The following is a 24,087-nucleotide window of genomic DNA, read 5'->3' on the forward strand; positions in this document are numbered from 1 at the left end:
GCTTCCTTAATCCTCAACCACCCAGGTGTCTTTGGTTCCACCGCCCTGGGACGAGTTCACCACGAGGGAGCCTTCACGCAGCGCCACTCGGGTAAGGCCACCGGGAACAACCCGGGTTTCACGGCCGGAAAGAACAAACGGGCGCAAATCGATGTGGCGCGGGGCGATGCCGTTCTCGACAAAGGTCGGACAGGTCGACAGGCACAAAGTGGGTTGCGCGATATAAGCGTGAGGCTTGGCCTTGAGCCGTGCGCGAAACAATTCGATTTCCGCTGCCGTGGCCGCTGGCCCGACCAACATGCCGTAACCGCCCGAGCCCTGGGTTTCCTTGACCACCAGTTCTGGCAGATGCGCCAGCACATGGGACAACTCTTCCGGCTTGCGACACTGCCAGGTCGGTACGTTCTGCAGGATCGGCTCTTCGTCCAGATAGAAACGGATCATGTCCGTCACATAAGGGTAAATCGACTTGTCATCGGCCACACCAGTACCGACGGCGTTGGCCAGCACCACATTGCCCGAGCGATAAGCCGCCAACAGCCCCGGCACACCCAGCATCGAATCCGGATTGAACGCCAACGGATCGAGGAACGCATCGTCCAGCCGGCGGTAAATTACGTCGACAGCTTTCGGGCCATCGGTGGTGCGCATGAACACATGATCGTCACGCACGAACAGGTCCGCGCCTTCCACCAGCTCGACGCCCATCTCACGCGCCAGAAAGGCGTGCTCGAAAAACGCACTGTTGAATCGGCCGGGGGTCAGCACCACCACACTGGGGTTATCGAGGGGGCTGGAGCTTTTCAGGGTGTCGAGCAGCAGGTTCGGGTAATGATCGATGGGCGCAATCCGTTGAGCGGCGAACAGTTCAGGGAACAGCCGCATCATCATTTTGCGGTCTTCGAGCATGTAACTGACGCCGCTGGGCGTGCGCAGGTTGTCTTCGAGCACGTAGTAGGTGCCGTCGCCATCGCGCACCAGGTCGACCCCGGAGATATGCGAATACAGGTCGCGGTGCAGATTCAGGCCTTGCATCGCCAACTGGTATTGCTCGTTGGCCAGCACCTGCTCGGCAGGAATAATCCCGGCCTTGATAATCCGCTGGTCGTGATACAGGTCGGCGAGAAACATGTTCAGCGCCTTGACCCGTTGAATACAGCCCTTCTCGACCACCCGCCATTCACTGGCCGGAATGCTGCGCGGAATGGTATCGAAAGGAATCAACCGCTCAGTGCCCTGCTCGTCCCCGTACAACGTGAACGTGATCCCGGCGCGATGAAACAAAAGATCCGCTTCTCGCCGACGCTGGGCCAAAAGCTCAGGCGGCGTTTCACCCAGCCAACGGGCGAATTCCCGATAATGCGGACGGACCACTCCGCCGGCATCGTACATCTCATCATAAAAGGTGCGGATCATGCCGTACTCCTTGTCACCACGGACACCAAGGGCCTTCGCAAGGCCCGTGCCATCGGCATAAACGCTTAACAATCAATCAGTTGGATAATCCCGCGACACCTGCCGCACCATTCCTGTGCAGTAACCGTCCCAACTGAATCTCCTACGCCTCATTCGGAAGCGTCCTTCAGCAACAATAGCTATCACCAGCATAGTCAGAGTTGATTTCACGGGGGGAATTTGTTTCCGGATAATGACCAGCATCCGAAGCCGTCTGACCTTTCGTCGTTATGGCTTCCCCGCAATGGTTTACCGACTTCCCATTTGAGCTGCTCCCAGGAGTGGCTCTTTTTTTGCCCCTGTTGTTGTGCCCGACAATCGTGCGCGGGCCGATAGTCGCGTCACGGGTTAGAACACACAAACTAAAACCGGCTGACACAAGGTCAACCGGCACGGGGTTTAAAACATTGAGTCAGCGATAAACGGCGCCGCTCAGAGGTGCCATGGAGTCAGGCGTGAAAGCGTTTGATCTCTTGGGTGACACCCCAGCCCTCGACCTCACCATCCAGCGGTGTGATCGCGCTCTGCAGATTTTGCTCGAAGTCATCGATACCGTCGTAAGTTGCGTACATCACCTTGCTCAACAGCAAGTCCCAGGCCCCGTCGTCGCGGGCACTGACCTGTGCATTCAAGGACTCTCCACGAAACTGCCCTGCAGCCTGCCGCGCCCGTTCCTCGTCGGGGAAGACGGCATAGAACTCAATGGGATGGATGGACGCAAAATCAAAACCGCCCTCTTTCATGCGGCGCAGTACATTACTGCTGATGTCCTCTTGATAGGCTGTGCTCATGAAACGTCCTCCTATTCAACGATAGATAGAGTTTCAACACTCCCAACGCGCCCCACTGCACAGTGGTCGCTCGGCGACAGCTAATCTACCGCCAGGGAGTCAAGCATGTAGCTGACAAGGCCAAGTCCATGCAGCCGGACCGGGCATCGACATGGAAAGGCCAGAGCAATGCTGCGCCGGCCTCACTTGCAGAGTAGTCCTATCGAACGCGTGTGCCAATTGGCAAAAGGGACCTTTTTGAATGAGTGTTCAGGGGGCCGGGGTGATGGAGAGGATTTGCACGCCGTGCTGTTCCTTGAGGGACTTGACCATGGGTTCGGGCACACGACCGTCAAGATCGGGCACCGTGACTTCGTCGGCAATCGGAAACAATAACTCACGCAGATAATCAGCCACCTCTTCCTCGGTGGGACGCTGTTCGCCACCCAGCTCAAGCTGTTGCTGCACACCTTCTTTATCGGAATAAGTAATGATCCACAGTTTCATCGATGTCTCCTCAGTGCAGCCGAAATGCGGCTTACTCAATCTGGACCTTTGACCATGGTCAATCGTTCCACTGTGGCCACCGCAGTTTCAAAGATTCAATTTTGCCCGCCAAATACGCGGCGCTTGCTGGACAGATAGACTCTCCCTCCGTTTTGCAGGCAAAAAAAAGAGGCCTCAAAAGGCCTCTTCTTCATTACAGCATGACTTACCGCTTGGTCCCGGCCGAAACACCCGCCGTGTTATCCATCAGACTTTTGGTCGCTGTCTGGATAAAGCCTTCCAGCTTCTGCTTCAACTGTGCCTGATCAGACTCGTTTTGCAGCAACTCGGCGTGGGGCGTGGCGCCGAGCTGGTATTGATACACCAACGGCGCCATTTCCTTGGGCTCGACGTAGATCCGGTCTCCGGTCACCAATGCCACGGTCAATTCGCCGCCGGACGGCTTGATCACACCGAAGCCCTTGTCGCCTTCCGGCAGGTTCAGCAGGTCACGGCCCCAGCACTGGTTACGCGATTCGCCACCCAGACGACCCATGATGGTTGGCACGATATCGATCTGAGTACCCACGATGCTGCTGCGCTTGCCGAACTTTTCCTGCAGGCCCGGCGCGATCATCAGCATCGGCACGTTGAAGCGACCCAGGTCCATTTCGGTGATTTGCTTGTCATTACCAAAACCGTGATCACCCACGAGCACGAACAAAGTTTCCTTGTAATACGGTTCTTTTTTAGCTTTTTCGAAGAACTGCCCCAGCGCCCAGTCGGCGTAACGCATGGCGGTCAGGTGATCGTTCAGCGAGCCCTGATCGGTAACACGCTCGACCGGCAGGTTGGCCGGCAAGGCATACGGCGTGTGGTTGGACAGGGTTTGCAACAGTGCATAGAACGGCTTCTTGCCTTGGCGGGCTTTCAGCTCCTCGTTGCCACGGTCGAACATGTCCTGGTCGGACACGCCCCACGTCGGATCAGAGAATATCGGGTTGACGAAGTCGTGACGGCCGACGAAGTTGGTCATGCCCTGGTTGCCGAAAAAGCCCGACTGGTTGTCCCAGGCGAAATCGCCGTTATAGACATACACGTTGTCGTAGCCGCGAGAGCCGAGCAATTGCGGCAGACCCGACAGCTTGTTGCTGCCTTCCGGCGTCTGCATCAGGTATTCAAACCCTGGCAGGTTCGGGAAACAGGCCATGGTCGCGAACATCCCCTGGTGGGTGTGCGTGCCGTTGGAGAAGAAACGGTCAAACAGCAGGCCTTCCTGGGCCAGCTTGTCGAAGTAAGGCGTGATCTTGGCCGGGCTGCCCAAGGCACCGACTGAGTGGCCGGCGAAGCTTTCCATCAGGATCACCACCACGTTGCGAATCGGCAACGTGTTGTCCACCGGCGGCGTGGAGTCGCGGCGCACGGCCGCAAGGTCGGCATCGACCAGCTTGTCATTCGGGGTCAACAGCATGTCACGCGTGGTTTGCAGCGCCTGCGCGTCGGTCATGGTCGACTTCCAGATGTTGGCGCGCTGATTCGAGCTCAGGCTCTTCGCCGCATCGATCAGGGTCAACGTGCCATTGAGGCCCAACTGGTTGGCGAAATTCGATTCCGTGGTGTAAGCATCACCCCAGCGCAACGGCGGGCCTTGGCGCAACGTGCCACGGGAAGCGATCACCGCCACCCCCGCGCACAGCACCAGCACACCCAGGCGCAGGTACCACGGCGCCACGGCGCGATTGCTGCTGGAACTGACATTCAGGCCACGACGCGTACGGGTCAAGCGGTCCGCGCCCTTGAACAGCAGGCTCAGCAGCCAGGTCACCACGGCCCAGGCCAGCAGATAACGCGCGACCGGGAAACCGTACCAGAGCATGCTCATCACAGTTTTGGGGTCTTCCTTCACGTACTGGAACACCAGGCCGTTCAGGCGTTGGTGAAACTCGTGATAGAAGTCCAGCTCCATGATGCCAAGGAACAGCGTGATACTGGCCCCCAGGGTCAACCAGGTGCGAAACAGCCAGCGGCTCGCCATGAGACGGGCACTGACCAGCGCCAGCAACAGCGGAACGAGCAAGTAAACGGTCAGGCGCAAGTCGAAACGCATGCCGTTGCCCATGGCTTCGAAAAAATTCGAAGCCGCTGTACTGCCGATCATTTCGCGGTTGTAGACCAGCAGCGCAACACGCAGCAGGCTGTACATCACCATCAGGATCACACCACTCAACAGCGTGTAAGCCAGATGTGATTTGACGGTGGGTTGCAGCGCGCGCGACGAGGCGTGCTGATGACTCAGGGCGTCCGTTGTGGCCATGATGTTCTAGGATCCGTTGGATTCAGGTTGAAGGTTGACTGCGTGTGCGCCCGATTCTGCGGCAAAATAAGCGGGCGATATTCTGCGACACGAGGTGAAAATTGTGTAGGCCGATCATGCTGAAGTGTAAGACGTTATTTCGTAGACTCGCCTACCGAAACGTCTTGGCATAAAGCTCGGTTGCACAAAGGATGGCATTGAAAACGGTTGGTGCATCGCTTGCAAGTGTTGAGTTCTCTTCCAGTGACGCCTGCACCGACGCAATCAATTGACGGATGCGGACTTGCGGGCGGCGAATATCACAGCTGAGGGCGAATGTACGCATACGCGGCCAATGGGCGAACCACTCCCCGTCGGAGCCACCCACAGCATAGGGTATAGACACGCGCGATCGCTCGTTGCAGCATTAAGATAGGGCCAGTTATATTATACTGATAATACTTACCAGCAGGAGTCTCGAACCATGAGCGTCATCGTTCCTCCGGTGTACCTGTTCCTTGAAGACTTGGCCGTCGGCGAGGTGTTCCGCAGCACCAGCCTGCGCGTGGAGGCCGAGCAGATCAAAGCCTTTGCCGAACAATTCGACCCTCAACCCTTCCACCTCGATGAAGAAACCGCCCAACACACATTCTTCCATGGCCTGGCGGCCAGCGGCTGGCACACGGCAGCCATCACCATGCGCCTGCTGGTGCAATGCGTGCCGCTGGACTGCGGAATGATCGGCGCCGGCAGCGAAATCAACTGGCCGCTTCCCACTCGCCCAGGAGACGAACTGCGCGTAGAAAGCGAAATCATCGACATCAGCCCGTCGCGAACAAAACCCGATCGCGGCCTGGTGACCTGCAGAACCCGCACCCTCAACCAACGCGACGAAGTAGTGCAACTCAGCACATCGAAACTGCTGGTGTTCCGCCGCAGTCAGGGTCGTTAAATTTTTTGTAGGAGCTGGCTTGCCAGCGATCAGATTGATGCGGCCTGTCAGACACACCGCCAGCGCGGCGGTGCGGCGATCCGACAAGCCCGCTCCTACAGAGTGATGCGGAGAATCAGTCGTTGCTTGGCTTATTCACCGCCTGCAACACATATTGCGGCAACGCAAACGCACCAATATGAATCTCAGGATTGTAATAGCGCGTGATAATCCCACTCCCCGCGAAACGCTGACGCAAAATATCCAGCGGCAGTTTGCGGTAATCCGTATTGGTCGCACCCCAAGCAAAGGTCATCGCACCGCCGATATACGTCGGAATCGCCGCCTGATAAAAATGCCAATCCGGAAACAGACTGCGCAAACGACCGGCCGTGGTCTGCACCTCGGTCAGCTGCATGAACGGCGTACCGTTTTGCGTCACCAGAATGCCGCCTTCGTTCAAGCAGCGGTGGCAAGCCTGATAGAAATTCTCGGAAAACAACACCTCTCCAGGACCGATCGGGTCGGTGGAGTCGGAAATGATAACGTCGAATTTTTCCGTAGTGGTGGCGACGAAACGCATGCCATCGTCGATCACCAGGTTCAGACGCGAATCATCGAAAGCGCCCTTGGAGTGGTTCGGCAGAAACTCCTTGCACATCTCGACCACGGTGCCGTCGATTTCGACCATGGTGATGTGTTCGATGCTGCGGTGCTTGGCCACTTCGCGCAGCATGCCGCCGTCACCGCCACCGATGATCAGCACGCGCTTGGCGCTGCCATGGGCGAAAATCGGCACGTGAGTCAGCATCTCGTGGTAGATGAACTCATCGGCTTCGGTGGTCTGGATCACGCCGTCGAGAGCCATGACGCGGCCCATGCGCGGGTTTTCGAAGATCACCAGATGTTGATGCTCGGTGCGTACTTCGTGCAGCAGCTTTTCCATACGAAAGCGCTGGCCATAGCCTTCGTACAACGTTTCTTGATAATCGCTCATGGGTAAGTCCCCGGTGAATGCTGGTGGCAACGGACAGCGAACCGCTTTGTGCAAAGCGTCGCCCCTGAAAAAGGAAGGCGGGCATTCTACGTTGCCGACCATGACAGGTCGAACCTCTATTCATGACCCACATCGGAAAAACAAAAGGCGCCTGACTGCGATCAGCAGCCAGGCGCCTGGGTACAAGGGCCTGTGGAGGTTAAATACGCACGTTGCCACGCGGCCCGGCAATGGCCCAGATCACCAGCCCAAGAACGGGCAACAGCAGGATCAGCAAGGTCCAGATGATCTTCATCCCGACCTCAGCGCCGCTTTTCAACACATTGATGATTGCCCAGATGTCCAAGGCGAGAATAATCAGCCCGACCAAACCATTGAAGCTGGAACCCATGGTGATGCTCCTTGAGTGGTTGCCTACTGGTTAGGATAGTCAGCTGGCGGCAGGGTTCCATTTCGCCAGTATCTAATTTGCTGCCGTTGGCTTTTGTAGCTGCCAAAGGCTGCGATAAGGCCCGCAGGGTCTTCACCCCTAAAGCCACAACCGGTACCCGGTTGATCGCAGCCTTCGGCAGCTCCTACAGAAAGTTTATTCGTACAATGCGAGGCGCAGCGCCTCCAACGACGGCGCCGCCGCAATCCCCACCGCCGCACACAACTCCAGCACCCGCGCCTGGTCGTTGCCGTAGACCAGTACCACTTGCAACTCGTCATCCAGCGGCTGACTGAAGTTCATCAACACATAGCCACCCATGTCTTTGTTCATGCTGCCCATCTGGATTTGAATCCGGTTCAGTGCGGTCAGCGCTTCGACCTTGGCCAGTTGTTTCGGCTTGATGTTGAACGGCACATCCTCGCCGAACGACTCGACGATCTGCGCGAACACATCCATCCAGCTATCGCCCTGAAACAGCACGGTGTCTGGCAAGCTGCCGATCACCACCCACTCACCCAAGGCAATCGGGAAGCTGTCGTCGTAGTTGATGTCCGGGTTGGCAGCCAGAAAGGCCTGCGGATCGGCGTAGGCTTGCGCTGCTTCGTCGGCAACGCGCGCGATCTCTTCCTCGCCCATGCAACCCGAACTGATTTTGCTGATTAATTCTATGAGTTGGCTTTTCATGGGCAGTCCTGGATAGCGGCGTAAAAATAAGGCGCGCAGGATAGCCGGAATTGCGCGCCGGCTCTATTGCCAAGCGATGATTCATGCTGGTAATGAATACAGAAGATGAGCAAAATAACAAAATCAATACACGGTGTAACTCTTCATGAAGCGTCAATTTGACGATGTGCTGCTTGGCAGCATCGAGCTGTTCTGTATGGCTGCCGAACACAGCAGCTTCACCGCCGCCGCCAACAGCGCCGGGGTTACCCCTGCGGCGGTCAGTCGCTCGATCTCACGCCTTGAAGAACGTCTGGGCGTGCGGTTGTTCGTGCGCACCACGCGACACATTCAACTGACCCCCGGGGGGCGCGAGTACTACGAAGAGTGTCGGCATGCGCTAAGTCAGCTGATCGAAGCCGAACGCAAGGTCACCGGCCAGCAACTGGCACCGTCCGGCATCCTGCGCATCAGCATGCCGACCACCTACGGCCACTATCGAATTTTGCCGCTGTTGCCCGCGTTTCGTATGCGCTACCCCGACGTGAAGGTCGAGGTTCACTTGAGTAATCGCAACATTGACTTCATCGCCGACGGCTATGACCTGGCCATTCGCGGACGCTCGCAACATGACTCCAGCCTGATTTCCCGGCGTCTGGAAGACGCCGAACTGGTGGTCGTGGCCAGCCCGGACTACTTGAAGCGCGCCGGTACGCCGAACAGCCTTGACGATCTGGAACAACACGATTGCATCCAGTTCGAACTGGACAGCACCGGACGGCGGATTCCCTGGCTGTTCAACCACCAGGGCAAAGAGTCCGAACGGGCCACCACGGGCAGCTACAGCTGCTCCGATGACTATCTGGGCTGCGTCACACTGGCGCGCAATGGCGGCGGTCTGTTCCAGACCTACCGTTTCATCGTCGAGCAGGACGTGTTCGACGGTCGCCTGCGTGAAGTCCTCTCGCCCTTCGCCGGTCGCTCACGGCCGTTCAGCCTGCTGTATCAGCATGCCCGCCACGTGCCGTTGCGGGTGCGCAGCTTTGTCGACTTTCTGATGGAAAACCGCTGGTCTGGCCGCCCCTGATCAGGCGCCGAGTCGACTCAACAACTCGGCCGTATCAGTGGCTCCCATGGTTTGCGCAGCCGCCAGTGGCGTGACGCCCTTGGCATCGCGGACATGGGGGTCGGCGCCTTTGGCAATCAGGTACTCGACAATTTCGCTGCGGTTGAACATCGCCGCCATCATCAGTGCCGTACGACCATCCGCCGACGCACCTTCGACATCGGCACCCCGCTCGACCAGCAGCTGCACCACTTCGAGATCGCCCTTGAACGCCGCACCGGCAATCGGACTCTGGCCATTATCGTTGCGGATTTCTGGATCGGCCTTGTAGTCCAGCAGTACCCGCACCGCATCCAGATGCCCGTAGTAGCTGGCCAGCATCAACAAGGTGTCGCCCTTGTGGTTGCGCAGGTTAGGGGTCAGGTCTTTTTCCAGCAGAAGCCCAAGCAGCCGCGCATCGCCCTTGCGGGCCAGCTCGAAGACCTGCTCGGCAAACTCTGCGGCCTCATCATCCGTCATGCGCTGGGGATCGGTGGGTTTGGAATCTTCAGCCATGGTGTAACTCCTTGACGCCGTGGGAGTGGTCGGGATGTCTGGCAGTTTCCAGAGCTGCCCGCCCAGGGTCAAGGTATGCCGACGATAGAAAAAGCCAATGAGCGAACGCTCAATAACGGAATTTTCCTGCATGAATATCCGATAACACCTCGTCCGTCACCTGAACATAGGTGTCAGTACCGGGTAACCAGGCGTACACCGGATCATCGCCTGTCTTGCCCGGATCAAAGGCTTCGTCCTTCAACCGCGACTTCTGATATTTGAACGTGCCGGTAGTTTCCATCTTGACCTTGACCCGCAGGAACATCGGAATTGCATACGCCGGCATTTGCGCCTTGGCGAATTGCAGCAGCTCCTTGAAGTCCAGCGTGGCCAGGGATTCAGCCGGGGTTATCGCCGCCATGCCGGCACGGCCGTTGGTGTTTTTGATCTCGACGCCATAGGCCACTGCCTCGGCGATTTTCGGATGCTGCAACATGATGTTCTCGACTTCGGTGGTCGAGACGTTCTCGCCTTTCCAGCGATAGGTATCCCCCAGCCGATCGACGAATTGCACATGACCAAAGCCAATGTCGCGCAACAGATCCCCGGTGTTGAAATAACGGTCACCCTTTTCGAACACGTCGCTGACAATCACCTTCAGGTTCTTTTCCGGTTCGGTGTAGCCATCGAGCGGCGCCTTGTCATCGATTTTCGCCAGCAGCAACCCCTGCCCGCCCTTCTGCACCTTGTTCATGAAGCCATCGGCATTGCGCACCGGCGCACCCGTGTCGAGCGCGTATTCCACCAGCGACCAGGCTTGCAGGGAAAAACCGACCGTGTTGTCGAAATTGAGAATATTGGTGAAGCCGATATTGCCGTCGGTGGCGGCATACAGCTCACACACCTGACGGATCGCGAAGCGTTTCTTGAACGCCATCCACACCCCGGGGCGCAGACCATTACCGATCATTTTGCGCACCGGGTTGTCGGTGTCGTTGTCCTGCACCGGTTGATCCATCAGGTAGCGGCACAGTTCGCCGACGTAACCGATGGCCGTCGCCTTGTACTTGCGGGTGTCGCTCCAGAACTGGCTGGCGCTGAACTTGCGCCGTATGGCAAAGCCCGAAGCGCCGCATAAGGCTGCGCCCCAGCAGACGTTGAGCCCCGTGCCGTGGTACAGCGGCAGGGTGCAATACATGACGTCGTGCGGCTGCATGTCCAGGGTGATCATGCCGAAGCCGGCGTAGGTTTTCATCCAGCGGCCGTGTTTGAAAATGCCGGCCTTGGGTAATCCCGTGGTGCCGGAGGTGTAGATATAGAAGCACGCGTCGTCGCGGTAGATACGCTGGGTGGTGTCAGGGTTTTGCGTGGAACTCCCGGCGCTGACCCGCGCCAGATTGATATAGCCCTCGGGCGCCTGCCCCGGATCCTGGGTGGTGTCCTGGTCGGCGACAAAAAATGTGTTATCGGCGTCGATCGCCACTTCGGCGCGCACTGCGTCGAAGGCCTCCACCAACTCTTCACCGACGATGATCGCCACCGGTTTCACCAGATTCAGGCTATGGACCAGCACGCCATGGGTTTGCGAGGTATTAAGCATGGCGCACACACCACCGACCTTCGCCACGGCCAGCACATGTACCAGCAACTCCGGACGGTTCTCGACGAAAATGCCGACGACATCACCCTTGTTGATCCCGCGACCGACCAGGTAGTGAGCAATGCGGTTTGCCCAGTGGTTAACCTGTTCGTAGCTGAACACACTGTCCTTGTACAACAGCGAAGGACCCTGCGGATTGCGGGCGACGGCTTGCTCAAACGTCCAACCCAGGCCACAGGCTTGATCGTCCTGGGTGACGTTGGAAATCTTCAGGCCTTTGAGCACCCGAGGCAGCGCCCGGACAATAGAAGGGAACCTGCGGGCCATCCCGGCCCAGGTGATCATATCGGTAGGACTCATGCTTGCTCCTTCGTGGCCATTGGTTCTGATTCTTGTTTTTAGGCTCTACGTCACGGCGCAAGTCCATGCCGCCGTTGCCACGAAAGTACGTCAGCCATTTGAAAGCTGTACATGAGGTATTTGAAAAGTTTTGTATCTCTCAGGCGGCCCGTTCACAACACCCCATTCGGCGACTGACCAACGGCGGAATAAATTGAGCGATTGGTTGTCAAATGGGATGTACGCGCCAAAATCCTTCGCACGCCCTCCTCGTTTACACCGCAAAATGCAGGATGCACGACTGCCATTCATGCATTTTGCACGAATGCAAAAACGGACCTGATTTATAACCGTTTGATTTTATTGAATATTTAGTCATCTCCGATACTGGCACAATCACTGCACCCTCCTCTCCATGCTTGTGTTATCCCTTGAGCAATGGAGCCGCCTGACATGACATTCATTCAAGAAAAATTTGCCTCCGTGTTTTCCGAATTTGACGTGACTACCCAACTTCGCCCGGACGGTGGCGTGGTGCTGAGTCTGCGCAACAGCGAAGGCCAACAGACTCGTCGCTCAATTACTTACGCGCAATTGCATACGCCGGTGCAACTGGAATGGGTCATCAGCGCCATTCGTCGCGACCTTGCCGTGCAACCGAGCGAGTTGCCCGCGATCTCCATGCTGCAAAGCCAGCATCGGTTTGACCTGCCGACCTATCATTCGCGCTAGCGCGCAGCTTCAAGACCAAAGCCGCAGTCACTTCATCGTGTCTGCGGCTTTTTTGCGTCGAGAACACACCCTCACACCGTTGCCCCGTGTGGAATCTGGACCACAGAAGATCTCCTGCCTGGCCCCCCGCCCGGCGCCTAGTTAATACCCTTCAGCCCCTCTTCGCACCTGTCCGAGCGGATAGTTTTAATCGGCTCGCGATCGTCATACCGTTTTCTCCGTCAGGCATTTCGCCTGATCTTAAAAAGGAGAACGAACCATGGATAAGCCAACCCTCAAGCGGGTCAAACCCAGCCAACAACACAGCTTCGGATTTTACCCACTGACCCAATGGTGATCCTCGCCAAGCCGTAACGATCAAGGCATGCCGAAGCACAAGGCTTCGGCATGTTCTCTACACGACGAGGACATCACCATGACTGCGCTAAAACACCTCGAACGCTTTTTCGGCTCCAGCGATGTCAGCTTGCTGACCGACTCCAAAGCACTGGCCGCACACGCTCGCGGCCTGGCAATCAATGCCCTGTTGATTGACGAATTGAACGCCATGCCGACCAACAGCGCCTGCATCACCCTGACCCGCGAAGGCACCGAATCACTGCTGCGCCTGGCGGCGCGCAATCGCTCGGGGCGCGCCATCTACACCCAGGCCCACGCCTTTGATCCCACACTGGACAGCGCGATCTATTGCCTTGACCTGATCTGTGCCACCGACTATCGCCTGGCCATGCGCAACCAGGAACAGCTCCTGACGCTGCTGGACGATCATCATCATTTGGTACTTAGCGGCGCCGACAGCCACGGTGTGCTGGAGATCGCTCAGAACGTGTCGCCCTACGCCATGATCGAAGAGGACGTCTTGGCCGCGGAGGAGTACTTCATTTTTCCGTTGGCAGAATTGCTGGAGGTTCATTACACCCACATGGATCCGGCCGCACCGCGCGCTTTTACCCTGAACGGCGAGTTCAAGGTGGCGGGCATGCTCTCGGCCAGGGGTTATCACGACCCCTCGATTGCACCAAGCCTGATCCGCTCATTAAAAGGCCTGGCCTACAACGTCGCGGTCCACGGTGCGACGCTGCTGATCGAGGACAGTCAGGTGCGGGCGTTCCGGGTTGGCAACCTCGACTACCGCACCCTGCTCAACGAAGCCACCGGCTCCCGTGGCCTGGCGTTGACCGAGTGTGCCTTCGGGGTCAATGCCAGTATCGCCGAGCGCATCGACTACCGCGTCAACTCTCAGCTCAATGAGGGCATCGAGGGTCTGCACGTCGCGGTCGGTGACGGTCGATGCGGTTATCACATCGACCTGTTGATCCCCGGCGTGAGCCCTGCGCCGTTGCCGTGAGTGGCATGACCTACACCCCCGGTGGCACCCCGTGCCTGCTGGGCGAACCGGGCAGTACCCAACTCAACGCACCACCGGCGCACGCTTGACGGCTCAGCCAATCAACCCCTGTAACAACGCCTCGCCAACTGCCTGAGCACGGTTGGCGACACCTAACTTGGCGTAGATACTTTTAAGGTGAAACTTCACCGTGGCCTCCGATATCTCGCGAATAATGCCGATCTCCCAGGCAGTCTTGCCAGCACAGGCCCATTTGAGTATTTCCAGCTCCTTGTCGGTCAATGTCGGATTGGTAAACTTACGGCCTTTACCCGCCATATGTAACACCGGCACCAGATGACTTAATAAATAACGATCCTTACTGTTTAATCGACGGTTCATGCCCCCCAGCGAACATACGGATATAACCCCTTGCTGTGGTCCGACATAGTGGGAATAGGCATAGGAAGCGCCCGGCAACAAATCAAACTCTTCAACCATGTGTTTAAAGGTCGGGGTCGGCGGATGTCGCGCAAAGGCTTCGTTCCAATCGAGAAACCCCAGCTTGTCGCGATAGCTGCGGATGATCGGATCATCCATCAGCATGCGCCCCTGTCGATAGAAATCACACCACAGCGGGTCGACATTCGACGACGTACACGTCACCAGTATCGGACCCTTGAACTGGTAAAACAAAGCGCGCTTACAACGACAGTGACGGCGCAACCAACGCAGTGTGTCACCGATGGCTTTATCGCCACTGTGTTCAGTGACACTGGCGACTATTTGTTCGACCAATTGCTCGAGTTCGCTATTTGCTGTTTCGATACGCCCCATACTTGCCCCCCTGTTCACCCCCGACAGTTGTCGCCCCCACTACATTACCCGCAGAGAGTCGACGAACAGAGCGTTGCACAGGAAAAGGGGTTAACCAACAAGGGAAATAACTAACAGCCGCTACCTACTCAGCAACAAGACGCTTCCTACAAAACAATAAAGAATTGCCTACGTCAGTATCGACAGTAATGCCCTCCAGGACGGAGGGCATTGACCGTTAGAACGCCGACAGATCGATGACCGCGAAGCTGGCGACATTCGCGTGCCCGGCCAACTCGCCGCCGTTGCGCACCAGGCCACAGGTGGCCATGCCGGCCTGCTGGGCCGCGTCGAGCTCTTCGACGATGTCGGACAGGAACAGAATATCCTCCGCCGGCAGACCAATCGCCGCGGTGATGGTGCGATAGGATTCGGCTTCGCGCTTGGGCCCGGACGTGGTATCGAAATACCCGCTGAACAATGGCGACAGGTCACCGGCTTCGGAACAGCCGAAAATCAACTGCTGCGCCTGAATCGAACCTGACGAGTACACGTACAAGTCGTAACCTTCCAGGTGCCAGCGTTTCAGCGCCTCAACCGCGTCCGGGTAGACATGGCCTTTCAACTGACCAGCGTGATAACCCTGCTCCCAGACCATGCCCTGCAACGCCTTGAGTGGCGTGGCCTTGCGATCCTCGGCGATCCAGCCCAACAAAATCTCGATCACCCGCTCGACATCGGCGCGGGGTTCCTGGCTGTCGTCGCGCACCGCTTGTAACTGAATGGCCACGGCCGGCTCGGTCGCCTGCTGGCGGACAAAATCCGGCAGGTGGCTGGCGGCGTAAGGAAACAACACCTCGAACACGAAACTGACCGCGCTGGTGGTGCCTTCAATGTCGGTCACAACCGCTTTGATAGACATTGGGACTCCTTAATCTTCCAGACGCGGAAAGTGGCTGGCGATCTGTTCACCGGTGAACTTCGCCACCCAGCCCTCTGGATTGTTGAACAGGCGGATTGCGACGAAATGCGGATGCTCGCCCATGTCGAACCAGTGACGGGTCCCGGCCGGCACTGAAATCAGGTCGTTTTTCTCGCAGAGCACGGCGTAGACGTAATCGTCGATGTGCAGGGTAAACAGACCACGCCCGGCAACGAAGAAACGCACTTCGTCTTCGCCGTGCTGGTGTTCGTCGAGGAACTTGGCGCGCAGCTCGGCTTTCTGCGGGTGATCACGGTCGAGGCTGACCACGTCGACCGTGACATAACCACGCTCGGTCATTAATTTGTCGATCTGCACCCGGTAGGCGGCGATCACTTCATCCTGGGCCGCACCAGGACTGATCGGCGCGGCGGCCTGCCAACGGTCAAAACCGACGCCATGTTCAGCCAGGGTCGAGGCGATGTCTTCGAGGTGGGTCAAGACCTTGTTCGGCAGACCCGGGTTGGAAACGTGGTACACGGACAGGCTGCTCATGCGGGCAACTCCTCAACGGTTCAGTAACGAGCGAGTCTTGAGCTCGCATTCGAATAAAAACTCAAAAGCTTCGATCTGGCGTAAGGCGTCGCTCATCTGCGCGCCCCAGGTGTACAGGCCGTGGCCGCGAATCAGGTAGCCGGGGCAATCGGGATGGGCGTCGAGCCACGGCTGGACCTTGGCCGCCAGACGGGCGATGTCCTGGTCGTTGTCGAAAATCGGCACCATCACCCGGGATTCGTGGGTGACGATTCCGGCGAAGGCTTTCTGCAGTTCGTAGTCCTCGAACACCAGATGGTCTTCCGGCGTCAGGCGCGACAGCACCGTCGCATTCACCGAATGGGTGTGCAGCACCGCGCCGATGTTCGGCCGACAGCTGTACACCTGAGTGTGCAGCAGGGTTTCGGCAGAGGGTTTCTTGCCTGGCTCCTGGCTGTTGCCGACCAGGTCAGTGACCAGTACATCATCCAGGCTCAGTTGGCCTTTATGTTTACCGGAGACGGTCAACAACGCCCGGGTCTGGGAAAACCGCATGGAATAATTGCTGCTGGTGGCCGGCGACCAGCCACGGCTATATAGAAAGTGCCCGGCGTCGATAATCTGCTGAGCGAGTTGTTCGCGGGTCATGCCCTGTCCTCTTTCATTCGTGTCGCAATCATCACGGCTGCGGCCAATGCCGCCACGCTGGCAATGCTGAAGGTCCAGTTTGGTCCCAGTACATTCCAGCTGTAACCAGAATACAACGCCCCCAGCGCACCGCCGGTCCCCGACAAGGCCGCGTACAGCGCCTGACCCTGGCCTTGTTGCCGAGGGCCGAAGCTACGCTGCACGAAATGGATGGCAGACGCGTGAAAGCTGCCAAAGGTGGCGGCGTGCAACAGTTGGGCGAAGATCAATACCGGCAGGTGTTCGGCAAAACTGCCCAACAGCAACCAACGCAACGCCGCCAGCAGGAAGCTCGCCAGCAACACCCGGCGCACCGAAAAGCGCTGCAGGATCCGGCTCATCAACATGAACATCACGACTTCCGCCACCACCCCCACCGCCCAGAGCACGCCGATGGTGCCGCAACTGTAGCCCAAATGCTCGAGGTGCAGCGTCAGGAAGGTGTAATACGGCCCGTGACTCAATTGCATCAGCGCCACGCAGGCATAAAACGCCAGCACGCCGGGTTGGGTGAGTTGTTTGAGAAAGCCTTCGACGGCCGACTGTTTGCTGGTCGGCGCCGGTTGCGCATTGGGTACCCACCCGCTGCTGACCACGATTCCGCCGAGGATAAACAGCAGCGCATAGGGATAAACGTCGAGGCTGAACCACTCGAACAGCCGCCCCAGTCCTACCACGGTCAGGATAAAACCCACCGAGCCCCACAGCCGAATCTGACTGTAGCGCGAGGTTTGCCCCTGCAAGTGCGCCAGGGTGATGACCTCGAACTGCGGCAGCACCGCGTGCCAGAAAAACGCATGCAGGGCCATGACCATCGCCAGCCAGGCGTAGCTCTTGTCGAACAGGATCAGGGAAAACGTCAATACCGCGCAGACCGCGCCGAAGCGCACGATCGCCAGCCGCCGGCCGGTGTAGTCGCCGAGCCAGCCCCAGAGATTGGGCGCGATGCAGCGCATCAGCATCGGGATCGCTACCAGCTCACCGATACGCGCACTGGAAAATCCCAGATGGTCGAAGTACAGCGCCAGAAACGGCGCCGTCGAGCCGAGCAGCGCGAAGTAAAACAGGTAGAAGCTGGACAGCCGCCAGTAAGGAATCGGTGCCATGGCTAAAGCGCCGTGGCCGCGTCACCGCCATCGGGCATTACAACTGGCCCAGGACAGGCGTCGACACCCGCACATCGGCATTCTGGCCACGATGGCGCAACAGATGGTCCATCAGCACGATCGCCATCATCGCTTCGGCAATCGGTGTCGCACGGATGCCAACGCACGGGTCGTGACGACCCTTGGTCACCACCTCTACCGGGTTGCCATGCACGTCGATGGAACGCCCCGGCGTGGTGATGCTCGAGGTCGGCTTCAGCGCCAGATGCGCAATGATCGGTTGCCCCGACGAGATACCACCCAAAATGCCGCCGGCGTTGTTGGTGAGGAAACCTTCCGGGGTCATTTCGTCGCGGTGCTCGGTGCCGCGCTGGGCGATGCTGGCGAAACCGGCGCCGATTTCCACGCCCTTGACCGCGTTGATGCTCATCAGCGCATGGGCCAGTTCAGCGTCCAGTCGGTCGAAAATCGGCTCGCCCAGGCCTGGCATGACGCCCTCGGCGACCACGGTGATCTTGGCGCCGACCGAATCCTGGTCACGGCGCAACTGGTCCATATAGGCTTCCAGTTCCGGCACTTTGTCCGGATCCGGGCAGAAAAACGCGTTCTGCTCCACCGACTCCCAGGTCTTGAACGGGATTTCGATTGGGCCCAACTGGCTCATGTAGCCACGAATCTGAATGCCCAGGGTCGCCAGGTATTTCTTGGCGATGGCGCCGGCAGCCACGCGCATGGCGGTTTCACGGGCCGAGCTACGGCCGCCGCCGCGGTAATCGCGGGCACCGTATTTGTGGTGGTAGGTGTAATCGGCGTGGGCCGGGCGGAACAGGTCCTGAATCGCCGAGTAATCCTTGGATTTCTGATCGGTGTTGCGGATCAGCAGGCCAATCGGGGTGCCGGTGGTCTTGCCCTCGAACACGCCGGTGAGGATTTCGACTTCGTCGGCTTCCTGACGCTGAGTGGTGTGGCGGCTGGTGCCAGGCTTGCGCCGATCGAGGTCGCGTTGCAGGTCTTCAACCGAAATTTCAAGGCCCGGCGGGCAGCCGTCGACGATCGCCACCAGCGCTGGGCCGTGGCTTTCGCCAGCCGTGGTAACAGTGAACAGCTTGCCGTAGGTATTGCCGGACATCAGGACGCTCCGCGAAAAATCAGCCAAAACAAACGCTGGAAATATTCAGTCAAATTACAGTGCGCCAGTATACGCAGGCTGCTCGTGTAGTTCATCCATCAAGCGTATAACGAACCTTATGCGTAAGGATGCGTCCAACCCGCACTCTTGTTGAAAATGGCCTTCTGATGTTTCGAGTCACCGTCCTACTTCGAGCGTTTATCGTGATCGTTCCGCTGCTTACCGGCTTCGTTCAGGCGGCTTCAATTGAGCCTTCCGGCGCCGTCCCACCGACAGTCATCCTGCAACGCCCTGTCACGCTGGACACCGGGACCGGCGAGCTGTTCGGCACGCTGGTGCTGCCCAAGTCCGACACGCCGGTGCCTGTGGTGTTGATTATCGCTGGCTCCGGGCCCACCGACCGCGACGGCAACAACCCGGACGGCGGACAAAACGACAGCATGAAACGTCTGGCGAAAATTCTCGCCAAGCACAACATCGCCAGCCTGCGCTACGACAAGCGCGGCGTGGCGGCCAGCACGGCGGCGACCCCTGACGAACGCAATCTGACGCTCGACCGCTACGTAGCCGACGCCGCCGCCTGGGGCCAGCAACTCAAGGCAGACCCACGCTTCGGGCCGCTGATTGTGCTGGGCCACAGCGAAGGTGCGCTGGTCGCCTCGCTCAGCGCCGAACAGGCCGGGGCTGCGGCGGTCATCTCGATTGCCGGCACCGGGCGCCCGGTGGATCAGGTCATCCGCGAACAACTGCAATACCGCCTGCCACCTGCCCTGCTGCAACGCAGCGATCAGTTGATCGATAGCTTGAAAGCCGGGCATACCGACGACAACGTCCCCGCACCGCTTCAGGTGGTGTTCCGCCCCAGCGTGCAGCCGTACCTGATTTCGCTGTTTCGCCAGGACCCGGCGGCCGCCTTCGGCAAACTCCAGGTGCCCGCGCTGATTATCCAGGGTCGGCATGACATGCAGGTCGGGGTCGGCGACGCAGAATTGCTGCACACGGCAAAACCGGACGCGGAACTGGCGCTGATCGATGGCATGAACCACGTACTGCGCATTGTCCCGAATGACCTAAAACGTCAGTTAGCGTCATACAAGGACCCTCAATTACCGCTGGCCAGCGAGCTTTCCACTCGAATCCTGCACTTTATTGAGACCTTGCCTGCGGCATAACCGGAACGGGCCTACAGACGGCCCCCTTCAGTCCTGATCAAAACGGCCGATACCACATTACTGGCACCGAGTTTGCTCGCTTGCTGACTAATGCCTGGCCACAGGACTGCCGCTATGACCGAATCACACGCATTGACCGACGTTGACACCGACACCACCACAGAGGCCCCCGAAAAAGCTGCTTCGGAGGCCGCTGCTCTGCCGTGGGCGGATGTACAGCCGGAATACTTCCAGATGCTGCGCCTGGCGCCCTTGCAGACCGACCGGGCGACCGGCGGTCGTCCGTTGCGCTTCGTCCAGTTCGGCCGCGCCGAGCGCAACGGCAAAGAGCAAAGCCTGCTACGCATGAACATTCAGTTGCCCGGACAAAAGGTACGCAGGGAACAGAACATTCTCGATGTCTGGGTCGACCACAAAACCCGTCGGGTGAAGATCGGTGCCGAAGCGGGACTGCTGATCGAGCCATGGAACCGTGGCATCGGCCGCTTCCTGATTGCCCAAGGCGTGCATTGGGTGCAGAAAAAGTGGGCCGGCTATTTCATCGATGAATTCGCCCTGGCCAGCAAAGATGCGCTGAACGAAGACACCCGCCTGCGCCGCGATCACTTCCTGCGCACCCAGGGCTTTGAAGTGGTCTACGCCGATGCCCAGCACATGAAGGGCACCGTCAAAGGCGTGCAAGTGGCCGAGCTGAAAAGCAGCTGGAACGCCGAAAAAGTGCAGATCCTCGAAGTTCTCGACACCGCCAACATGCTGCAACAGGCGGAGCAGAACCTGCTGGAACATGAAGTCAAGGCGCGTCAGCAGCAGGAAGTGGTGACCAAGTTCAAACGCGAAGACAGCGGCTTGCGCTTCACCATCTCCTGCCTGGTGGCCTTTGCGGTGTTTCAGGCCGGGTTGTTGATCTGGATTGCGACGCACCGCTAGGCGAGGCTGGTCGAATTCCCCTGTAGGAGCCAACTCGTTGGCGAGCAATCCAGCGCGGTGCGACAGACATGCCGCCTCGCGAACAAGTTCGCTCCTACAGAGTGTGAGTCAGCACCTGATCACACCCGAGAAGCAAACAACGCCTGATGCTGGCGGCATTGCTCCGCGGTCAACATGAACACGCCATGCCCGCCACGGGCGAATTCCAGCCAGGCAAAATCAACTTCCGGGTACAACGCCTGGACGTGAATCTGGCTGTTGCCGACTTCTACGATCAACAAACCCTTCTCGGTCAAATGCCCGGCAGCCTGGCTGAGCATGCGTCGCACCAGATTCAGACCATCATCGCCACAGGCCAGCGCCAGCTCAGGCTCATGCTGGTACTCGTCCGGCATGTCGGCGAAGTCTTCGGCATCGACATACGGCGGATTGGACACGATCAGGTCGAAGCGCTGCCCTGGCAGACCGTCGAAACCATCGCCCTGCACGGTGTAGACCCGGTCCTCGCACTCATGCCGCTCGATGTTCTGGTTCGCCACTTCCAGTGCTTCGAAGGACAAATCAGCCAGCACCACTTCGGCTTCAGGAAATTCGAAGGCACAGGCGATACCGATACAACCGGAGCCGGTGCACAGGTCGAGAATCCGCGCCGGGGCATTTGCCAGCCAGGGTTCAAAACGGTTTTCGATCAGTTCGCCAATCGGCGAGCGCGGGATCAGCACCCGCTCATCGACGATAAACGACAGCTGACAAAACCACGCCTCACCCAACAGGTAAGCGGTCGGCACGCGTTCGTCGATGCGACGCTTGAGCAGATTTTGCAAGTGCGCCAGCTCGTCATCTTCCAGACGGCAGTCCAGGTAGCTGTCGGCAATTTCCCATGGCAGGTGCACGGCGCCGAGCACTAATTGCCGGGCTTCGTCCCAGGCGTTGTCGGTGCCATGCCCGAAAAACAGATCCTCCCCGTGGAAACGACTGACGGCCCAACGGATATGGTCGCGCAGGGTGCGCAGGCGGGAAGTGATCACAGGTTCGGCTCCTTAAAAAACGACGGGCGATTCTAACAGCCATGACGCAAACAAACGATGCTTGAAACCGCCGAACATTTTAGCCGACGAGGCGACGATTTCCGGCACAATGCACCTCGCCGCGCCGGGTCGTCTGGCTTGCAGACCAACAACCACGCCGCGTGCACGCATGGCCATTCACAGAACCGCTCAGGCAGTGGACAATGCCGCAAAAGCCCCACTCAAAGGAGCCCCAGATGTCTGATCCAAAAACGATGTTTCAACTCAGTGGCCGTGGCTATGCCAAGGCGACTTTTAGCCATGCCACCCTGATTATCATCGACGCGCAAAAAGAATACCTCAGCGGCCCCTTGGCGCTGACCGGTGTTCACGAAGCGGTCGCCAATATCTGCAAACTGGTCGAAGCGGCCCGCGCGGCGAATCGGCCGATTGTCCATATTCGTCACCTTGGCGCTGTCGGCGGTCTGTTCGACCCACAAGGCGAGCGCGGTGAACTGCTCCCGCAACTGCTGCCCCAGGGTGAAGAACACCTGCTGGAAAAGCGCCTGCCCAACGCCTTCAACGGCACCGGCCTCGACAGTCTGCTGCAGACCCTCGGCCATCTGGACCTGATCGTCTGCGGCTTCATGAGCCATTCGAGTATCAGCACCACCGTGCGCGCCGCCAAGGATTACGGCTATCGCTGTACCCTGGTCGAAGACGCCTGCGCCACCCGCGACCTGCCGAGCAAACACGGAGTGATCAGCGCCGAAGTGGTACAACAGACTGAAATGGCGATCATGGCCGACAACTTCGCCACCCTGGCCCTGACCAAGGACTTGATCAGCAGCTGACCCACCGTAAGTGGCCGCGTGACGCAGACGCGTAACGCCCTCACCACCCCGGCAGCTCCTGCAACGCACCAGCACCACCCGCCTCAAGCAACGCCTCTGTAACCGCCCATCCATTAATCACTCGCATTTGCTTTTGAAATCCGCGGTATGGGAACCACAGGGTCATATACTGGTCAGAGCGCCGGTACTCTTAGAGGAAATCGGAATGAAGATATCCGATGGTTTCGATGCTCGTCGCTTGCGCCCCAAAGGCCCACGCAACTGGCGGATGCGCTTTGGCGCAATGATTGCGGCCCTGTTGGCGGCCGGCGGGATTTTGCTGGCAATGGCCGGCATTGCCAGCCTGATCGGCCATCCACCCGCGCTGGGGGATTTGAATGCCAGCGCGGGCGGCGCCGCTGTGGTGATCGTGCTCGGCGTGGTGATCGCCTACCTCGGGGTCTGGTTGTGGCGCCTCTGCCGTCGCGGGCTGCGTCGGCGCAATGAGCTGAACATGGCACCGCACCTGATGAAAAAGCACGATTGACGCCCCTCACCCTCTTTCAAGCCGCTGCCAGGCCTGTCAATTACGTTTTAGTCGCGCCGGGTACGGCGTGACTTGGGTAAACTAGCCCTCCTGCGCGGAGGCTTAGATGCAAGACGACGATTTTTCCCTGTTCAAGAACGAGATTCGCGGCGTAAAGCCACTTAAACAAGTGCACGCCGACGTGGGCAAACCCAAGGCCGACCGCAAGCACCTGGCCAAACTGCGCCAGGCGGCCACCGTGCGCACAGATTCAGTGACCGTCGACGGCCTGTCCGACCAATTCGTCATCGACGTAGGTCCGGAAGACGAACTGCAGTGGGCGCGGGATGGGGTTCAAGAAGGTCAGATGCGCAAACTCAAGCTGGGACAAATCAGCTTCGAGGGCAGTCTGGACCTGCACGGCATGAGCGTGGAGAAGGCGCGGGAAGTCCTCTGGGAATTTCTCGCCGAAGCCACCAAACTGGAAATCCGTTGCGTGCGGGTGACCCACGGCAAGGCCGTGCGCCTGGATGGCAAGCGTCCGCTGATCAAAAGCCACGTCAATACCTGGCTGCGTCAGCACACGCATGTGCTGGGCTTTACCTCGTGCCTGGCCAAGCATGGCGGCGCCGGGGCGGTGTACGTCATGCTCAAAAGGACCATGATGGAAGGCCGCGACGAGTAGTTACTCTCGCCGCGGCCTCCAGTGTTGCAGTCAGTCAGATTCGGGCGCTTGACGGCCCGCCTGAATCACCTGTGATCAGTAGTGCCGGCCGTCATAGTAACGATGGTCATGTCC

25 protein-coding genes are annotated in these 24,087 nt (G+C 58.7%); 9 read left to right on the forward strand and 16 right to left on the reverse strand.

Features of this window, described 5'->3' with window-relative positions:
- Positions 1-6: 6 nt before the first annotated feature.
- The 4 genes from ACF0H7_RS21475 to ACF0H7_RS21490 form a co-directional block, all read right to left on the reverse strand.
- Positions 7-1,416, reverse strand: a complete 1,410-nt coding sequence (locus ACF0H7_RS21475) for a circularly permuted type 2 ATP-grasp protein (protein WP_397448871.1) — start codon at positions 1,414-1,416, stop codon at positions 7-9.
- A 488-nt stretch (positions 1,417-1,904) separates the two neighbouring features.
- The gene (locus ACF0H7_RS21480) at positions 1,905-2,246 is read right to left on the reverse strand and encodes a ribonuclease E inhibitor RraB (RefSeq protein WP_397448872.1); all 342 of its coding nucleotides are present in this window, start codon (positions 2,244-2,246) and stop codon (positions 1,905-1,907) included.
- 249 nt (positions 2,247-2,495) lie between these two features.
- Positions 2,496-2,732: a hypothetical protein gene (locus tag ACF0H7_RS21485; RefSeq protein ID WP_397448873.1), complete on the reverse strand. Its 237-nt coding sequence runs from the start codon at positions 2,730-2,732 to the stop codon at positions 2,496-2,498.
- Between the two features lie 205 nt (positions 2,733-2,937).
- Complete coding sequence (locus ACF0H7_RS21490; RefSeq protein ID WP_397448874.1) at positions 2,938-5,025, reverse strand: LTA synthase family protein; 2,088 nt, start codon at positions 5,023-5,025, stop codon at positions 2,938-2,940.
- Between the two features lie 463 nt (positions 5,026-5,488).
- On the opposite strand from ACF0H7_RS21490, the gene ACF0H7_RS21495 reads away from it, so the two are divergent.
- Positions 5,489-5,956: a MaoC family dehydratase gene (locus tag ACF0H7_RS21495; RefSeq protein ID WP_397448875.1), complete on the forward strand. Its 468-nt coding sequence runs from the start codon at positions 5,489-5,491 to the stop codon at positions 5,954-5,956.
- Between the two features lie 115 nt (positions 5,957-6,071).
- Here the strand turns inward: ACF0H7_RS21495 and speE are convergent, their stop codons facing one another.
- The 3 genes from speE to ACF0H7_RS21510 all read right to left on the reverse strand — a co-directional run bounded on the left by speE (position 6,072) and on the right by ACF0H7_RS21510 (position 8,049).
- Positions 6,072-6,932, reverse strand: coding sequence for a polyamine aminopropyltransferase (gene speE / locus ACF0H7_RS21500; protein ID WP_397448876.1), 861 nt, complete (start codon positions 6,930-6,932; stop codon positions 6,072-6,074).
- Positions 6,933-7,131: 199 nt separating this feature from the next.
- Complete coding sequence (locus ACF0H7_RS21505; protein WP_397448877.1) at positions 7,132-7,323, reverse strand: PLDc N-terminal domain-containing protein; 192 nt, start codon at positions 7,321-7,323, stop codon at positions 7,132-7,134.
- Between the two features lie 195 nt (positions 7,324-7,518).
- A complete protein-coding gene (locus ACF0H7_RS21510; RefSeq protein WP_397448878.1) occupies positions 7,519-8,049 on the reverse strand; it encodes a hypothetical protein in 531 nt (176 codons plus the stop codon).
- A 145-nt stretch (positions 8,050-8,194) separates the two neighbouring features.
- Between ACF0H7_RS21510 and ACF0H7_RS21515 the strand changes: the two genes are divergently transcribed.
- Positions 8,195-9,115 (forward strand): LysR family transcriptional regulator, encoded by a 921-nt coding sequence (locus ACF0H7_RS21515; protein WP_397448879.1) that lies wholly within the window; start codon positions 8,195-8,197, stop codon positions 9,113-9,115.
- Here the strand turns inward: ACF0H7_RS21515 and ACF0H7_RS21520 are convergent, their stop codons facing one another.
- On the reverse strand, positions 9,116-9,649 hold the full coding sequence (locus ACF0H7_RS21520; protein ID WP_397448880.1) for an ankyrin repeat domain-containing protein: 534 nt from the start codon (positions 9,647-9,649) through the stop codon (positions 9,116-9,118). It lies immediately after the preceding gene.
- Between the two features lie 109 nt (positions 9,650-9,758).
- On the reverse strand, positions 9,759-11,591 hold the full coding sequence (locus ACF0H7_RS21525; protein ID WP_397448881.1) for a long-chain-acyl-CoA synthetase: 1,833 nt from the start codon (positions 11,589-11,591) through the stop codon (positions 9,759-9,761).
- A 432-nt stretch (positions 11,592-12,023) separates the two neighbouring features.
- Between ACF0H7_RS21525 and ACF0H7_RS21530 the strand changes: the two genes are divergently transcribed.
- Both ACF0H7_RS21530 and ACF0H7_RS21535 read left to right on the forward strand, forming a co-directional pair.
- Positions 12,024-12,302 carry a DUF3509 domain-containing protein gene (locus ACF0H7_RS21530; protein WP_397448882.1) on the forward strand — a complete coding sequence of 93 codons (279 nt, stop codon included), beginning with the start codon at positions 12,024-12,026 and terminating at the stop codon, positions 12,300-12,302.
- A gap of 415 nt (positions 12,303-12,717) precedes the next feature.
- Positions 12,718-13,650: a hypothetical protein gene (locus ACF0H7_RS21535; RefSeq protein ID WP_397448883.1), complete on the forward strand. Its 933-nt coding sequence runs from the start codon at positions 12,718-12,720 to the stop codon at positions 13,648-13,650.
- 93 nt (positions 13,651-13,743) lie between these two features.
- Here the strand turns inward: ACF0H7_RS21535 and ACF0H7_RS21540 are convergent, their stop codons facing one another.
- The 6 genes from ACF0H7_RS21540 to aroC form a co-directional block, all read right to left on the reverse strand.
- Positions 13,744-14,466, reverse strand: coding sequence for a helix-turn-helix transcriptional regulator (locus ACF0H7_RS21540; protein ID WP_397448884.1), 723 nt, complete (start codon positions 14,464-14,466; stop codon positions 13,744-13,746).
- A gap of 217 nt (positions 14,467-14,683) precedes the next feature.
- Complete coding sequence (mtnC, locus tag ACF0H7_RS21545; protein ID WP_397448885.1) at positions 14,684-15,367, reverse strand: acireductone synthase; 684 nt, start codon at positions 15,365-15,367, stop codon at positions 14,684-14,686.
- A gap of 9 nt (positions 15,368-15,376) precedes the next feature.
- On the reverse strand, positions 15,377-15,922 hold the full coding sequence (locus ACF0H7_RS21550; protein ID WP_397448886.1) for a 1,2-dihydroxy-3-keto-5-methylthiopentene dioxygenase: 546 nt from the start codon (positions 15,920-15,922) through the stop codon (positions 15,377-15,379).
- A 12-nt stretch (positions 15,923-15,934) separates the two neighbouring features.
- A complete protein-coding gene (locus ACF0H7_RS21555) occupies positions 15,935-16,549 on the reverse strand; it encodes a methylthioribulose 1-phosphate dehydratase (RefSeq protein WP_397448887.1) in 615 nt (204 codons plus the stop codon).
- The gene (locus tag ACF0H7_RS21560; protein ID WP_397448888.1) at positions 16,546-17,694 is read right to left on the reverse strand and encodes an MFS transporter; all 1,149 of its coding nucleotides are present in this window, start codon (positions 17,692-17,694) and stop codon (positions 16,546-16,548) included. The genes ACF0H7_RS21555 and ACF0H7_RS21560 overlap by 4 nt, the downstream gene beginning before the upstream one ends.
- A 37-nt stretch (positions 17,695-17,731) precedes the next feature.
- Entirely contained in the window at positions 17,732-18,823 is a 1,092-nt protein-coding gene (gene aroC / locus ACF0H7_RS21565; protein ID WP_397448889.1) for a chorismate synthase, read from the reverse strand.
- Positions 18,824-18,990: 167 nt separating this feature from the next.
- Here aroC and ACF0H7_RS21570 point away from each other — a divergent pair, with 167 nt between their 5' ends.
- Both ACF0H7_RS21570 and ACF0H7_RS21575 read left to right on the forward strand, forming a co-directional pair.
- Positions 18,991-19,995, forward strand: coding sequence for an alpha/beta hydrolase (locus ACF0H7_RS21570; RefSeq protein ID WP_397448890.1), 1,005 nt, complete (start codon positions 18,991-18,993; stop codon positions 19,993-19,995).
- A 114-nt stretch (positions 19,996-20,109) separates the two neighbouring features.
- Positions 20,110-20,922, forward strand: a complete 813-nt coding sequence (locus tag ACF0H7_RS21575) for a hypothetical protein (RefSeq protein ID WP_397448891.1) — start codon at positions 20,110-20,112, stop codon at positions 20,920-20,922.
- A 119-nt stretch (positions 20,923-21,041) separates the two neighbouring features.
- Here the strand turns inward: ACF0H7_RS21575 and prmB are convergent, their stop codons facing one another.
- The gene (gene prmB / locus ACF0H7_RS21580) at positions 21,042-21,950 is read right to left on the reverse strand and encodes a 50S ribosomal protein L3 N(5)-glutamine methyltransferase (RefSeq protein WP_397448892.1); all 909 of its coding nucleotides are present in this window, start codon (positions 21,948-21,950) and stop codon (positions 21,042-21,044) included.
- A gap of 236 nt (positions 21,951-22,186) precedes the next feature.
- Between prmB and ACF0H7_RS21585 the strand changes: the two genes are divergently transcribed.
- From ACF0H7_RS21585 to ACF0H7_RS21595, 3 genes are all read left to right on the forward strand, one after another.
- Positions 22,187-22,783 (forward strand): cysteine hydrolase family protein, encoded by a 597-nt coding sequence (locus ACF0H7_RS21585; RefSeq protein ID WP_397448893.1) that lies wholly within the window; start codon positions 22,187-22,189, stop codon positions 22,781-22,783.
- Positions 22,784-22,988: 205 nt separating this feature from the next.
- On the forward strand, positions 22,989-23,309 hold the full coding sequence (locus tag ACF0H7_RS21590; RefSeq protein ID WP_397448894.1) for a hypothetical protein: 321 nt from the start codon (positions 22,989-22,991) through the stop codon (positions 23,307-23,309).
- 106 nt (positions 23,310-23,415) lie between these two features.
- Positions 23,416-23,973 (forward strand): Smr/MutS family protein, encoded by a 558-nt coding sequence (locus ACF0H7_RS21595; RefSeq protein ID WP_397448895.1) that lies wholly within the window; start codon positions 23,416-23,418, stop codon positions 23,971-23,973.
- The last annotated feature ends 114 nt before the right edge of the window (positions 23,974-24,087 follow it).

The organism is Pseudomonas sp. NA-150 (assembly GCF_044336365.1).
Classification (GTDB): Bacteria; Pseudomonadota; Gammaproteobacteria; order Pseudomonadales; family Pseudomonadaceae; genus Aquipseudomonas.

Coding starts and splice junctions, on each gene's coding strand:
- ACF0H7_RS21590 (WP_397448894.1), top strand. CDS start 22,989: ATGAAGATATCCGATGGTTTCGATGCTCGTCGCTTGCGCCCCAAAGGC.
- ACF0H7_RS21480 (WP_397448872.1), bottom strand. CDS start 2,246: ATGAGCACAGCCTATCAAGAGGACATCAGCAGTAATGTACTGCGCCGC.
- ACF0H7_RS21530 (WP_397448882.1), top strand. CDS start 12,024: ATGACATTCATTCAAGAAAAATTTGCCTCCGTGTTTTCCGAATTTGAC.
- mtnC (WP_397448885.1), bottom strand. CDS start 15,367: ATGTCTATCAAAGCGGTTGTGACCGACATTGAAGGCACCACCAGCGCG.
- ACF0H7_RS21525 (WP_397448881.1), bottom strand. CDS start 11,591: ATGAGTCCTACCGATATGATCACCTGGGCCGGGATGGCCCGCAGGTTC.
- ACF0H7_RS21475 (WP_397448871.1), bottom strand. CDS start 1,416: ATGATCCGCACCTTTTATGATGAGATGTACGATGCCGGCGGAGTGGTC.
- ACF0H7_RS21490 (WP_397448874.1), bottom strand. CDS start 5,025: ATGGCCACAACGGACGCCCTGAGTCATCAGCACGCCTCGTCGCGCGCG.
- aroC (WP_397448889.1), bottom strand. CDS start 18,823: ATGTCCGGCAATACCTACGGCAAGCTGTTCACTGTTACCACGGCTGGC.
- ACF0H7_RS21510 (WP_397448878.1), bottom strand. CDS start 8,049: ATGAAAAGCCAACTCATAGAATTAATCAGCAAAATCAGTTCGGGTTGC.
- ACF0H7_RS21575 (WP_397448891.1), top strand. CDS start 20,110: ATGACCGAATCACACGCATTGACCGACGTTGACACCGACACCACCACA.
- ACF0H7_RS21535 (WP_397448883.1), top strand. CDS start 12,718: ATGACTGCGCTAAAACACCTCGAACGCTTTTTCGGCTCCAGCGATGTC.
- ACF0H7_RS21485 (WP_397448873.1), bottom strand. CDS start 2,732: ATGAAACTGTGGATCATTACTTATTCCGATAAAGAAGGTGTGCAGCAA.
- ACF0H7_RS21520 (WP_397448880.1), bottom strand. CDS start 9,649: ATGGCTGAAGATTCCAAACCCACCGATCCCCAGCGCATGACGGATGAT.
- ACF0H7_RS21540 (WP_397448884.1), bottom strand. CDS start 14,466: ATGGGGCGTATCGAAACAGCAAATAGCGAACTCGAGCAATTGGTCGAA.
- ACF0H7_RS21570 (WP_397448890.1), top strand. CDS start 18,991: ATGTTTCGAGTCACCGTCCTACTTCGAGCGTTTATCGTGATCGTTCCG.
- ACF0H7_RS21595 (WP_397448895.1), top strand. CDS start 23,416: ATGCAAGACGACGATTTTTCCCTGTTCAAGAACGAGATTCGCGGCGTA.
- ACF0H7_RS21515 (WP_397448879.1), top strand. CDS start 8,195: ATGAAGCGTCAATTTGACGATGTGCTGCTTGGCAGCATCGAGCTGTTC.
- ACF0H7_RS21585 (WP_397448893.1), top strand. CDS start 22,187: ATGTCTGATCCAAAAACGATGTTTCAACTCAGTGGCCGTGGCTATGCC.
- ACF0H7_RS21495 (WP_397448875.1), top strand. CDS start 5,489: ATGAGCGTCATCGTTCCTCCGGTGTACCTGTTCCTTGAAGACTTGGCC.
- ACF0H7_RS21555 (WP_397448887.1), bottom strand. CDS start 16,549: ATGACCCGCGAACAACTCGCTCAGCAGATTATCGACGCCGGGCACTTT.
- ACF0H7_RS21550 (WP_397448886.1), bottom strand. CDS start 15,922: ATGAGCAGCCTGTCCGTGTACCACGTTTCCAACCCGGGTCTGCCGAAC.
- speE (WP_397448876.1), bottom strand. CDS start 6,932: ATGAGCGATTATCAAGAAACGTTGTACGAAGGCTATGGCCAGCGCTTT.
- ACF0H7_RS21560 (WP_397448888.1), bottom strand. CDS start 17,694: ATGGCACCGATTCCTTACTGGCGGCTGTCCAGCTTCTACCTGTTTTAC.
- ACF0H7_RS21505 (WP_397448877.1), bottom strand. CDS start 7,323: ATGGGTTCCAGCTTCAATGGTTTGGTCGGGCTGATTATTCTCGCCTTG.